Annotated in this window: 9 protein-coding genes; 5 read left to right on the forward strand and 4 right to left on the reverse strand. The window is 70.5% G+C overall.

Features of this window, described 5'->3' with window-relative positions:
* The first annotated feature begins 241 nt into the window (after nt 1-241).
* Nucleotides 242-1,654: an FAD-dependent oxidoreductase gene (locus tag ABD798_RS19805; protein ID WP_344876916.1), complete on the forward strand. Its 1,413-nt coding sequence runs from the start codon at nt 242-244 to the stop codon at nt 1,652-1,654.
* A 170-nt stretch (nt 1,655-1,824) separates the two neighbouring features.
* Here ABD798_RS19805 and ABD798_RS19810 read toward each other — a convergent pair whose 3' ends face one another.
* Nucleotides 1,825-3,696, reverse strand: a complete 1,872-nt coding sequence (locus tag ABD798_RS19810) for a GTP-binding protein (protein WP_344876918.1) — start codon at nt 3,694-3,696, stop codon at nt 1,825-1,827.
* A 142-nt stretch (nt 3,697-3,838) separates the two neighbouring features.
* On the opposite strand from ABD798_RS19810, the gene ABD798_RS19815 reads away from it, so the two are divergent.
* Nucleotides 3,839-4,522: a carbon-nitrogen hydrolase family protein gene (locus tag ABD798_RS19815; protein ID WP_344876920.1), complete on the forward strand. Its 684-nt coding sequence runs from the start codon at nt 3,839-3,841 to the stop codon at nt 4,520-4,522.
* A gap of 397 nt (nt 4,523-4,919) precedes the next feature.
* Here the strand turns inward: ABD798_RS19815 and ABD798_RS19820 are convergent, their stop codons facing one another.
* Nucleotides 4,920-5,501 (reverse strand): phosphoribosylanthranilate isomerase, encoded by a 582-nt coding sequence (locus ABD798_RS19820; protein ID WP_344876922.1) that lies wholly within the window; start codon nt 5,499-5,501, stop codon nt 4,920-4,922.
* Nucleotides 5,502-5,621: 120 nt separating this feature from the next.
* Here ABD798_RS19820 and ABD798_RS19825 point away from each other — a divergent pair, with 120 nt between their 5' ends.
* A complete protein-coding gene (locus ABD798_RS19825) occupies nt 5,622-6,086 on the forward strand; it encodes an HNH endonuclease (RefSeq protein ID WP_344876924.1) in 465 nt (154 codons plus the stop codon).
* A 14-nt stretch (nt 6,087-6,100) separates the two neighbouring features.
* Complete coding sequence (locus tag ABD798_RS19830; protein ID WP_344876926.1) at nt 6,101-8,794, forward strand: ATP-binding protein; 2,694 nt, start codon at nt 6,101-6,103, stop codon at nt 8,792-8,794.
* Here the strand turns inward: ABD798_RS19830 and ABD798_RS19835 are convergent.
* Nucleotides 8,778-9,596 (reverse strand): NAD(P)H-binding protein, encoded by an 819-nt coding sequence (locus ABD798_RS19835; protein ID WP_344876928.1) that lies wholly within the window; start codon nt 9,594-9,596, stop codon nt 8,778-8,780. The two genes, ABD798_RS19830 and ABD798_RS19835, sit on opposite strands and share 17 nt — an antisense overlap.
* Before the next feature lie 103 nt (nt 9,597-9,699).
* Complete coding sequence (locus ABD798_RS19840; RefSeq protein ID WP_344876930.1) at nt 9,700-10,683, reverse strand: SseB family protein; 984 nt, start codon at nt 10,681-10,683, stop codon at nt 9,700-9,702.
* An 85-nt stretch (nt 10,684-10,768) separates the two neighbouring features.
* Between ABD798_RS19840 and ABD798_RS19845 the strand changes: the two genes are divergently transcribed.
* Nucleotides 10,769-12,451 (forward strand): right-handed parallel beta-helix repeat-containing protein, encoded by a 1,683-nt coding sequence (locus ABD798_RS19845; RefSeq protein WP_344876932.1) that lies wholly within the window; start codon nt 10,769-10,771, stop codon nt 12,449-12,451.
* The last annotated feature ends 21 nt before the right edge of the window (nt 12,452-12,472 follow it).

A 12,472-nucleotide genomic window follows, 5' to 3' on the forward strand; every position in this document is an offset into this window, starting at 1 on the left:
CGTAACCGCCACAAACCCACCTGTGCGCTGGGGTTCAGGCGTCTTCAAGACCTGCAAACCCCGCCGTTGCCCACCGCCTTGGTGCGCTCGGGGTTTGTCGCGGTTAGCGACCGCTGAGGTGGGGGTTCGGGGGTCTTGAAGACGGGAGAACCCCGGTCGCTGATGTCCGCGCGGGGTGGACAGGGTCGGGCCAGCGGAGTTAATCTGCACTCAGTCTACTTTTGCACTGAGGGGAGTTTTTGTGAGCGTGGACGTGAGCGTGGTCGTGGTGGGGGCGGGTCCGGCGGGGTTGACGCTGGCGCACGAGCTGGCGCTGGGCGGAGCCGAGGTCGTCGTGGTGGAGCGGCTGGCGGAGCGCCTAGAGCAGACCAAGGGCGGAGCGATCCAGCCGCGCACGGCGGAGCTGCTGGACGCGCGGGGCCTGCTGGACGCAGTCCTGGAGCGGGCGAACGCGCGGCCGAGCGTCGGCGGGCACTTCGCGGGCCTGCCGGTCGAGTTGGACTGCACCCCTTGGAACACAAGGAATCCCTACGTGATCGGCATTCCCCAGTGGAGAGTCGAGGAGGTGCTGGAGGAAGCGGCGACCGCACGCGGAGCACAGGTGCTGCGCGGGCACGAGGTCACAGCGGTCGAGCAGGACGACACGGGGGTCACGGTGACCACCAGCGCCACGACACTGCGCGCTGAGTACGTCGTGGCCTGCGATGGCGCGCACAGCACGGTCCGCAAGCTGCTCGACCGGCCCTTCCCGGGGCGCTCGGGCACGTTCAAAGCGGTGCTCGCCGACCTCCGCCTCTCCGCCGTGTCCGACCTCGTGCCCGCGACCGCCGGGCACATGAGCACGCTGACCAGGGAGGTCGAGAACTACTGGGGCATGCTCGTCCCGGCGGGCGGCGACAAGTACCGGTTCACCTTCGGCAAGCTCGACGAGGTCACCACGCCGGAGTCGGACGAGGCGATCCAGCAGGCGCTGACCGCGCTCTACGGCGAGCCGACGACGCTGGCCGAAGTCCTCGTCCGCTCACGGTTCGGCGACTCGACGCGGCAGTTGGAGCAGTACCGCCACGGCCGCGTGCTGTTCGCCGGCGACGCGGCGCACATCCACTCGCCGCTGGGTGGCCAGGGCCTCAACCTCGGCGTGCAGGACGCGATCAACCTCGGCTGGAAGCTCGCCGCGACGATCGCGGGCTGGGCGCCGGAGGGCCTGCTTGACACCTACCACGACGAGCGGCACCCGAAGGCCGCGCGCGTGCTGCACCACACCTCGGCGCAGCGGGTTCTGGCCGCCCCCAAGCCTTCCGAGGACGTGCGGGCGCTGCGCGAGATCTTCGCCGACGTCATGCGCCTGCCCGACACCAACCGCGTGCTCGCGGGCATGATGTCCGGCCTGGACCACGAGACCCGCGTGCCGGACTTCGACCTCGTGACCGACGACGGCCCGACGCGCCTCGCCGAACTGCTGCGAGCCGGACGCGGCGTGCTGGTCGACCTGACCGGTTCGGTCGAGTTGCCCGAGCAGTGGGCCGACCGCGTGGACCTGGTGCGCGGCAAGGCTTCCGAGGACTTCGACGCGATCCTGATCCGGCCGGACGGCGCGGAGTGCTGGCGAGGCGAAGGCCCGCTCGAAGACGCACTCCGCGCCACCTTTGGTTAGGAAGGGCCTGCCCGCCGCGCCACGAAGGTTGCCGTCGTTGAAGACCTACCGGACAGCGCCTGGCCCTCCGCCCACGCCGCTTTTCTTCGCGTTTGGCAACCACCCCATGGGCCAGGCGGCCCCCAAGATCAACGCCTCCTTTGACGCGTCTAACGCACTGAACGACCCGTTCAGTGCGTTAGGGGCACGGTGCGCGTCGGCGGCTCACCCGTGACGGGCCGATGCCCGCCGAAGCGCGAGGTCAGTACGCCCGCGCCGCCGGTCAGCCCCGGCAGCACGCGGTGGAACTCGCGCAGTCTCGCCGAGGGGATCACGGCCTCGACCGTCGCGGAACCGTTGCGCACCAACGGAGTCTCGGGTAGTCCGTCGTGTCGGATAAGTGTGGTGAGCACCGCGCTCAGCAGCTTCTCCGGTACTTCGAGTTCCACCTCGTCCAAAGGCTCGCACACCACGGTTCCGGCTTCCTCCAACGCTTTCGCGAGGACGATCGGCGTGAGGCCACGGAAGTCCGCCGCCGTGCTGATCGGGCTCGCGTAACCGGTGTGCGTGAGCGTGACGACGCAGTCCACCACCTGCCAACCGAAGATGCCTTCGCGCAGCGTCGCGTGCACGGTCTCCTCGATCGCCGTCATGAACGCGGCGGGAAGCGATCCGCGCTCGGCCTCCAAGCGGAACAGCACGCCGGAGTTCGACGCGCCGGGCTCGATGCGGAGCCCGATCGTGGCCCAGTGCAGCACAGGGCTGGTGTCGCCCATGCTCTGCAACGCACGGCCGGTGGCTCCCACGCGCTCGACGCAGACCACTCGCGGCGCGGAGAACTCCGCTTCCACACCGAATTCCTCGGCCAGGCGGGAGGCGATCACCTCGCGCTGCACGTCGCCGTAGAGGGAGACGACGAGGCTGCCGGGGCTCTGCCCGCGCCGCACGTTGATCAGCGGGTCCTGGTCGGCGAGCTGGCTCAGGCCGGTGAACAACGCGGTCGGATTCTCCGCTGTCACAACGGTTTCCAGTGTCGGCGGGCGAAACCGCGCCGGAGTGGGGGAGAGCGTGGTGGACCCGAGTCGGTCGCCGACGCGCAGAGCGATGCCGCCGATGCGCGCGATGCCGCCGGCGGGCACGGTGGTGCGCTCACCGGAGGCGTCCAGGACCGCCGTGGTGACGCCGGAGCCGACGACCACCGCGCCGGACTCGTTGCGGCGCGCGAAGGTCACCTCGTCGCGCGCCGCCAACGAACCGGAGAACAGTCGTGCCACGGCGAAGCGCTGCCGCCCGTGCTCCACCGCGAACACGACGCCGTCCAGCTCTCCGCCGGGAGCGGGTTCGGTCGACGGCAGCAGCTCCGCGATTCCCTTGCGCAGAGCGGTGATCCCCACGCCGGTGATGGCCGAGCCGAAGAACGCCGGGTACACGAGTCCGGCCCGTGACAGCGACCGCAGTTCCTTCACGAGGAGCGTGGTGTCGATCTCACCATCCACATAGGACTCAAGAACTGCTTCACTGTGCTCCGCGAGCACTTCCGCGTCCGGCGCGACGTCGACGACGTCCGCGTTCCGGGTGCCGAAGTCCGTGGGGCGGTTGAGCGGCACGACCGAATCGCTGAGGAGGCGGCGGATGTCCGCCAGCAGCTCGGTGTGCCGCGCGCCGACGCGATCGATCTTGTTCACGAACAGGATCGTCGGCACACCCATCGCGCGCAGCGTGCGCATGAGCACCCGCGTGTGCGCCTGCACGCCCTCCACCGCTGAGAGCACGAGGATCGCGCCGTCCAGCACGCCCAGCGCGCGTTCGACCTCCGCGACGAAGTCGGTGTGCCCCGGAGTGTCGATGAGGTGCACGCGGCAGTCGGCCGTGGTGAACGCGGCGACGGCCGAGCGGATCGTGATTCCCCTGCGCCGCTCCAGCTCCATGCCGTCCGTCGTGGTGCTGCCGTCGTCGACGGAGCCCAGGCGGCGGATGCTGCCGGATTCGAAGAGGAGCCGTTCGGTGAGGCTGGTCTTACCTGCGTCGACGTGGGCGACGATGCCGAGGTTGAGCATCCGCATGCGGAATGAGGTCCTTACGTGCGAGCGAGCGACAGAGGCTGGGGCCTGTCGACACTCGGCGCATGGGACCTCCCGGATAGGCGGATGAGGGCCGGACCATAACAGTGCGGCATCACGCCCGCAGCTGAATTACGCTGGCGCCATGCGTGAACCCCTGGTCATCGCGGTGACCCAACCCCTGTGCGTGTCCCACGAAGTGGCGGCGAACGCCAAGATCCACGCCGAGACCGTGCGCGCCGCCGACGCGCGCGTCGTGGTCTTCCCCGAGCTGTCCCTGACCGGCTACGAGCTGGACGCCTCCGTGGTCGCCGCCGACGACCCGCGCCTGGAGCCGATCGTCGAGGCGTGCTCCGAGACCGGCTCCATCGCCCTGGTCGGCGCGCCCGTGCCCGGCAAGCACATCGCGATGCTCGCCGTCGACGCGTCCGGCGCGAGCGTGGTCTACAAGAAGAACAACCTGTACGGCAAGGAGAACGAGCTCTTCGAGCCCGGCTCGCCGACGGTGTTCACCGTGGACGGCTGGCGCCTCGGCCTCGCGATCTGCCGCGACACCGGGATCGCCGAGCACACCGCCGCCACCGTCGCGCTCGGCATCGACGCGTACGTGGCGGGCGTCGTCGAGGACCAGCCCGACGTCGTGGCCGAGCGAGCCCACCGCATCGCGACCACGCACTCCGTCTACGTCGCCGTCTCCAGCTTCGCCGGGCCGACCGGCGGCGGCTTCGCCGAGACCGCCGCGCGCTCCGGCATCTGGGCCCCCGACGGCACCCTCATCGCCTTCGCCGGAACCGACGTCGGCGCCGTGGCCCGCGCCGAACTCTCCTGACCGCCGCACCCCCGCCCAGCCGCCGTGCTCAAGCCCTGAATGACTCATTCAGGTACTTCAACGCGCTGAATGACTCATTGAGGTACTTGAGCGCCCTCAATGACTCATTCAGCTACTTGAACTCCCCGAACGGCCCTTTCAGGTACTTCAACGCACCAAACGACCCGTTCAGGTCTCCCACACGCACCAAACGACCCGTTCAGTGCGCTCAACGCACCAAACGACCCGTTCAGTGCGCTCAGCGCACCAAAGGGGGCGTTCGTGGTGGGCGGAGTGCGGACGCGGAGCGGGCGGAGGCCGAGGGGGTGCACGTCGCCGGGTTCGCCGGTCTTCAAGACCACCCAACCCCCCTCGCAGCGGTCTTCAACGACAGCAAACCTCGCGAGAGCGCGGGCGGTCAGGCGCGGACGGCCTTCATGAAGTCGCGGATGAGGCCGTGGTCCTTGGAGCCGCGGGTGATCTCGACGCCGCTGGAGACGTCGACGCCCCACGGTCGCACGGCCGCGACGGCGGAAGCGACGTTGTGCGGGGCCAGGCCGCCCGCGAGCATCCAGCGGCCGGTCTGCCCGCGCAGCGCGGAGAAGTCCCACTGCTCCCCGGACCCGGCGCGCGGGGAGTCCAGGATCAGCATGTCCTCGCCGAACGAGCCGACGGTGACGGCGGACGACGAGGAGACGGCGCGGATCAGCGGAACACCGAGATCGGACAGCTCCGCGAAATCGCTCGCGGTGTAACCAGATCCGTGCAGCTGCACGGCGCCGAGCCCGGTGTCGGCGACCACGGAGCGGATCTCGGCGGTGCTCTGCCCGAGGAACACGCCCACGGTCAGCACGGGCGAGGCCGGGACGAGCCGCGCGACCGAGGGCACGCTGATCTGCCGGGGGCTCGCGGCCAGCACGAAACCCACGGCGTCGGCGCCCGAGGAGACCGCGCACTCGACGTCGGCGACGGTCTTCAGGCCGCAGATCTTGACGAACATGGCCACCAGTGTGCCCGGTGCGCGGCCCGCGCGAAATGCGGTTGCCGCGGACGTCACCTCTCCCGAAGATGAACGCGTTGTCCAGCAACGCAATCGTCCTCGGAAGGAGTGTGTTCCGCCATGCGTGTCCTCGTTCTCAACGCCAGCTACGAGCCCCTGCACACGGTCTCGGTCCCGCATGCGATCCGCATGCTCCTGCGCCGGGTCGCCGAGATCCACGAGTCGGACACCGGAGCGGGCTACGGCCTGTTCCCGCGCCCGCGCTCGGTGCGGTTGCTGCGCTACGTCGTGATGAAGTGGCGCTACACGCAACCGCCGAAGTGGACCCGTCGCGGAGTTCTCAAGCGCGACAACCACATCTGCGCCTACTGCGGTCGCACGGCCACCACCGTCGACCACGTGACGCCGATCAGCCGCGGCGGTGCCCGCACCTCGTGGCTGAACACCGTGGCGGCCTGCGGCGGGACCTCGCGCAGCTGCAACGCCCGCAAGGCCGACCGGTTGCCGGAAGAGGCCGGGATGCGCCTGCGCTACGCCCCGCGCGTGCCGTCGTGGGACGACCTCTCCCCGCTCGCCGTGGGCTAGCGGATACTGGGGGCGTGGGGGAGCTGATCGGGCGTGACCGGCCGCTGGCTGTGCTGCTGGCCGAGTTGCGCAAGGCGTTGTCCGGGCGAGGCGGCGCGTGCTTCGTGATCGGCGAGGCGGGCATCGGCAAGACCGCGCTGGTGTCCGCCGTGGTCGGTTCGGCGCGCGTCGCTGGAGCCGGGGTGGTCGTCGGTTCGTGCTGGGGGGGCGAGGAAGCGCCGGGCTGCTGGCCGTGGCTCCAAGTTGTCCGGGAGCTGCGGCCGCAGCACCGCTTCGCCCAGCCCGGGTTCGAGTTCTACGACGAGGTGACGCGCCTGCTGGTCTCCGCCGCGCGCGAGCGCCCGCTCGTGGTGCTGCTCGAAGATCTGCACTGGGCGGACACGACTTCGTTGCGGTTGCTGGACTTCGTCGTGCAGCACGCACGGCATGAGCGCCTGCTGGTCATCGGCACGTGCCGCGTCGACCTCGCGCGCCAAGCCACAACGGTCGAGCTGACCGGCCTCGACCAGCGCGGAGTCGGCGCGATGGTCGAACTGATCACCGGAGCGGAGCCGGACGCGGAGCTGGTCGAGCGAATTCACGGCTGCACAGGCGGAAACCCGTTCTTCGTCGAGCAGGCGGCGCACCTGTGGCAGGGCGGGAGCCCGCTCACCCCGAGCGTGCGCGCCAGGCTTTCCCGGCACTCGCAGGACGTCGTCGACGTGCTTGAGTCAGCCGCCGGGCTGGGGCCGCGATTCCACCGCGATCTCCTTGCCGCACTGGCCAAGCGCCCAGTTGACCAGCTTCTGGGTCAAGCCGGGAACCTCGTCGAAGCGTTGGGCGACGGGTGGTTCGCCTTCTCGCACGAACTGATCCGCGAAGAACTGCGCACAGACCCTGAAGCGACGAGCGCGGCCGTCATGCGCGCGCTGGCCGAGAACCCTGCCCTTGCCGAGCACCTGTTGCCCGCCGAGCGCGCCCACCACGCGCACATCGCCGGCGACGAAGGGATCGAGCACTTCGTAGCGGCGGCGGAGGACGCGGTCGGCAGGCTCGCCAGCGAGGAAGCGGTCCGCCACTACCGACGTGCGCTTGACCGAATTCCCTTGGAGTGCAAGGAGGAACGGTCACGCGTCGCGCTGGCGCTCGGGCTCGCGCAGCGGTGGGCAGGCGATGAGGGCGGCGCCGCGCGGAGCTTCGACATCGCCAGCTCGACCGCGCGTGAGCTGGACGAGCCCGGGTTGCTCGCGCGCACGGCGCTGGAGCTGTACCTCAACCACAGCCCCGCCGAACTTCGCCACGCGCACGTCAGGCTCGGCCTCGGTGAGCCCACCGGCACTGACGACGAGATCGCCAGGGCGGTCAGCCGACGTGCGTCGGAGCTGGCCCGCGAGCGCGGCGACGACGACGCGTTGCGCTTCAGCCTCAACGCGCGCATCGCCTCCACGTGGGGGATCGGCACCGCCCGTGAGCGGATCGCGATCACCGAGGAGCTGATCCCGCTGGCTCGGCGCGCAGGCGATCACGAGCTGGAGTTGCAGGCGATGTCCTGGCGCGTCGGCGCACTGCTGGAGAACGCCGATCCCCGGTACCGCGCCGAGCACCACCGTTACGTGACCGAGGCGGAGCGCACCGGGCTGCCGTTCTTCCGCAACGACGCGCAGTTGAACCGGGCCATGCTCGCGACGCTGAGCGGCGACTTCGACGAAGCTCGCGACTGTGCTGACCGCGCAAGGGAAATCGGTGGTCAGCCGCATCTCGACCGCGACGACGTGCGGCTGCTGCAACGCTGGGCGGTCGAGCTGCGCGCGGGTCGGAGCGAGGAGGCCGACGCCCTCGCGGAGCAGCTTCGCGATCGAGGCGCGAGCTATTCTTTGCTGCTCAAGGGAATCACCGCTGCGCGGCGCGGCGAGCCGGTCGCGCTGCCCGAGGCGGAGTTCCCGAGGTGGATCTCCGCGCTGTGGTTGTGGCTGAGGGTGGAAGCCGCTGTCGCCTCCGGCGATGCCGAGCTGTGCGCGCGCGTTCGAGCCGACCTGCTGCCGTGCTCCGGCCAGTGGGCCGTGGCCGCCACCGTGATCGTCGCGGGGCCGGTCGACCTCTGGTTGGGCATGCTCGAAGACGACGAATCCCGTTTCGCCGCCGTGATCGCCCAGGCCGAGGCGCTGGGCGCGCACCCGTGGGCGGAGGAAGCTCGGGCGCGCTCGCGTTCGGACAACGTGTTCCGGCTCGCCGACGAGGTGTGGACGCTGACCTTCGCCCGGCGCAGCGTGCAAGTCCCTGACAGCAAAGGACTTCGCGACCTGCACAAGCTGCTGTCCAACCCCGGGGTGGACATCTCCGCGTCGTGGTTGCTGAACCCCGACGCCCCCAAGGCGCTCGGCGCCGACGACCTGCTGGACGCCGAGGCCAAGGCGCGCTACCGGCAAAGACTTGACGAACTGGAAACCCGGATTGACCGGGCGCCGGACGCGCGCAGCGCCGCTCGCTTGGACGCCGAAAGGCGTGCGCTGCTGGAACAACTCCGCGCGGCGGCGGGGCTCGGCGGCCGGTCGCGCAGGCTCGGGGACACCGCCGAGCGCGCCAGGAAAGCGGTCGGCAACCGCGTTCGCGACGCGCTGCGACGGCTCGACGACCGGCACCCCGCGCTCGCCGCCCACCTGCGCGAGGCCGTGGCGACGGGCAGCACCTGCCGCTACGACCCCGCGCCCGGCATCACCTGGCGGCTGTGAATTCTCCAGCGTGCTCGGCCGCCCACTGGGCGAACGTGCGCCCGGGTCGGCCGGTGACCTCGCGCACCGTCGGCTGCGGGACCATGCCCACCTCCGGCGGGTTCTTGCCGAGCGCGATGCCGAACTCCACGTCCTCCTCGGAGTAGCCGTAGGAGCGCAGTTTCGCGCGTTCCTCGTCCTCGGTCAGCAACCGCACGGTGAGCCGCTCGCCGATCGCCTCGCCCAGGACACGCGCGCGGTCCTCGGGCGTCAACGCCTCCGGCCCGGTGATCAGGTAGTCCTTCCCCGCGTGCCCGTCCTCGGTCAGCGCCGCCACCGCGACCGCCGCGATGTCCGCCTCGTGCACCATCGCCGTCGGCCAGTCCCCGAACACCTCGATGCGGCCCGAGGAGAGGATGTTCTCCTTCCACCACAACGCGTTCGCCATGAACTCCACCGGCCGCAACCAGGTCCAGCCGAGCTCGCTCGCCCGCAGCGCGCGCTCCACCGAGCTCTCCTCCCAGCCGCTGAGCACGCTGACCCGCCGGACCCCCGCCCGCCGCGCCAGCTCCACCAGCTCCGGCCCGGTCGTCAGCGGCTCGTCCCCGCCAAAGGTGATCAGGTGCAGCGCGCTCACCCCCTCCAGCGCGGGCACCAGCGACTCCGGCACCGCGAGATCACCGCGCGCCAGCTCCACCCCCGCGGGCGCCGTGTGCCGCTCCGGGGTCCTCGACAGCGCGCGCACCGGGTGCCCCGCCGCGGCGAGCTGGCGCACCACCTCGGCGCCGACCGTGCCCGTCGCTCCGGCAACCAGGATCGTCATGTGAAGCCTCCTCGTGGGTTCTCACCCAGGAGGCGCCAGATCCGTTCTAGCGGCGGCTAGAACAAGGCAGAACGCTGTCACCGCTTTCCGGGACGAGCGCGGCTCAGAGCAGGTCGTGCGGCGGGGTGATGTGGTCGTCGACGGGGTTGTCGTGGCCGGTGTGGCTGCTGCGGCCCAGTGGCGGCAGCGGTGCGTCGGGCTCCTCCAGCTCGGGCGGCAGCTGGTCCATCTCGATCAGGATGGACAGCAGCGTCTCCCCGGACAGGAACAGCTCCGTCGGCGCGCCCGGGTTGAGGCACAGCATGTGGTGGGAGTCCGGCCACAGCGCCAGCAGCGCCAGGAACGGCACGACCGCCGAGAACTCCACGGAGCTGGAGGTGCGCTCCAGCTGCTCCTGGGAGGTGAACACCGGGATCGCGTCCTCGAAGTCCAGCCAGGGGAAACCCTGCTCCGGGTCGAGCTCGATCTCCTCGACCGCCTCGGAGGTCGGCACGACGACGTCGGCCTCCCACAGCGCGGCCAGGAACGCCTCGCCGTCGGCCTCCGAGGAGGCCTTGGCCAGCGCGGCCTCCAGCTCGTTGGCGGGCGGGGCGGGGCGGGGCAGCACGCCAACACCCAGGCCGAGCCCGGCCAGGCACAGATCGCGCATCTGCTTGTTGACCCGCTCCTCCACCAGGCTGCTCAAGGCCTCGGCGGGGATCAGCTGCTCCTTGCCGGTGCGCAGCTGGTCCAACGCCTCCACCGGCATCACCGAGCCGATCGGCAGACCGGGGTTGATCGCGAGCTGGAACTGCGGGCCGGGCCAGCTCCGCGTCAGCGAGGCGTAGTCGGTCTCGATGTGCCCCCTGGTGTAGCTGCCCAGCAGGCGGCTCATGGCGTCGGGAGAGGTGAAGACCAGCACGTGCGGCTGGTCGAGCGGCAGCTGCGCGCTCAGCTCGCGCCAGCGCTCGCTGCCGTGCTCGGGCAGTACCGGCAGGTACAGCGGGGCGGCGATCACCGCGTTGGCGAAGCGCCTGCCGTCACCCGCCGTCAAGGCCTCGGCGATCTCCCGCTCGACCTCGTTGGCCGGGCCCCATCCGGTTTCCACGCGTGACCACCCTTCTGCGGTAATTTGTCCGGAAGGCTAGTGCCTCCTCGACGAGCCCCCCACCCACCAGTACCGCCAAGGACCCATGACTCGCACACTTCTCGTCGCACCCGGGCAGCGGGGCGCGCTCCCGACCATCCGCGACGCCATCGACAACAGCGACGGCGACACCGTGATCTCCATCGCACCCGGCGAGTACGCCGAGGAACTGGTGCTGGAGCGCAGGAACATCGTGCTCAAGGCGCGCGACCCCGGCACCGTCACGCTGCTGCCGCCCTCCGGCGACCAGCCGACCCTGACGCTGACCGGCGGTTCGCTGGAGCTGCACGGCCTCGCGGTCAAGTGCGTCGACCACCCCGCGATCCGGGTCAGCGGCGGCAAGCTGAAGCTGACCGACGTCGAAGCCTCCTCCAGCTTCGCCGCGGTGATCATGGTCGGCGACGGCGGCTCGCTCGACCTGCGCACGTCCAAGATCCTCGGCGGCCAGTACGGGATCATCGTCGAGGACGCCGACGGCGTGGTGGACACCTGCGAGATCCGCGACATCGCCGACGACGCGGTGATCCTGCGGCTGGGTGCCCAGGTGGCGCTGCGCAACCTGACCATCGCGGGCTGCGGTTTCCGCGGCGTGTACATGTACCAGGCGGGCACTTCCAGCGTGGAGCGCTGCGACATCTCGCAGACCGGGGACGCCGGGATCGCTGTCGCCGACCAGACTTCGCCCTCCATCGTCGAGTGCTGGGTGCACGACACCCAGGGCGTCGGCATCACCGTCGGCCGCGGCTGCGGTGGCGTGATCGAGGACTGCCGGGTGGAGAACACCGCCGACCCCGGTGTCCAGATCGCCGAGGGGGCGCGCACGGAGATCCGCGAAGGGGCCTCGCGCGCGGGCAAGGCCGCTGTCGGCGCCACCGTCGCCCGCAGCAACCAGCAGGACCTGGCGCAGGTCGACAAGCTGCTGGCCGACCTGGACAACATGGTCGGACTGGATGGCGTCAAGGACGAGGTCCGGGCGCTGATCGACGAGATCCAGGTCAACGAGTGGCGGCGCAGCGAAGGCCTCTCGGTCGACGCGGTCAGCAACCACCTCGTCTTCGCGGGCGCCCCCGGTACCGGTAAGACCACTGTCGCGCGCATCTACGGCGGCCTGCTGAAGGCGCTGGGCATCCTGCCCAACGGCAACTTCAAGGAGGTCTCGCGCAGGGACCTCGTCGGCCAGTACATCGGTCACACGGCGGAGAAGGCGGCTTCGGCCTTCGACGAGGCCCGCGGCGGCGTGATGTTCATCGACGAGGCCTACACCCTGGCCCGCTCCAGCGGCAGCGGCGCCGACTTCGGCCAGGAGGCCATCGACACCCTGGTGAAGCTGATGGAGGACCACCGCGACGAGGTCGCGGTGATCGTCGCCGGCTACACCAAGGAGATGGTGGACTTCCTCGACACCAACCCCGGTCTGGCCTCGCGTTTCGCCAAGACGCTGACCTTCGAGAACTACAGCCCCGAGCAGCTGGTCAAGATCAGCCAGTTCGTCGCCAAGAGCGCCGACTACGTGCTCGGCGCCGACGTGGAGATCGCGCTGCTGGAGTGGTTCGGCCAGATCGACCGCGACGCCAACTTCGGCAACGCCCGCGAGGCGCGCAAGCTGCTGGAGCGGATGCGCAAGTCCCAGTCCACCCGCCTGCGCGGGCTCGGCAGCCGCCCGACCCGCGACGACCTGCGCACCCTGACCCTTGAGGACCTGCTGCACGCGATCAGCGGCGCGAGCTAGGCCCTCCAGGGCAGGAGCCGG

The sequence above is a fragment of the Allokutzneria multivorans genome, from assembly GCF_039537405.1.
GTDB lineage: Bacteria > Actinomycetota > Actinomycetes > Mycobacteriales > Pseudonocardiaceae > Allokutzneria > Allokutzneria multivorans.

Bases quoted from the DNA above. Each gene is read 5' to 3' on its own strand.
- ABD798_RS19835 (WP_344876928.1), bottom strand. From the start codon at position 9,596: ATGACGATCCTGGTTGCCGGAGCGACGGGCACGGTCGGCGCCGAGGTG.
- ABD798_RS19815 (WP_344876920.1), top strand. From the start codon at position 3,839: ATGCGTGAACCCCTGGTCATCGCGGTGACCCAACCCCTGTGCGTGTCC.
- ABD798_RS19810 (WP_344876918.1), bottom strand. From the start codon at position 3,696: ATGCGGATGCTCAACCTCGGCATCGTCGCCCACGTCGACGCAGGTAAG.
- ABD798_RS19820 (WP_344876922.1), bottom strand. From the start codon at position 5,501: ATGTTCGTCAAGATCTGCGGCCTGAAGACCGTCGCCGACGTCGAGTGC.
- ABD798_RS19845 (WP_344876932.1), top strand. From the start codon at position 10,769: ATGACTCGCACACTTCTCGTCGCACCCGGGCAGCGGGGCGCGCTCCCG.
- ABD798_RS19825 (WP_344876924.1), top strand. From the start codon at position 5,622: ATGCGTGTCCTCGTTCTCAACGCCAGCTACGAGCCCCTGCACACGGTC.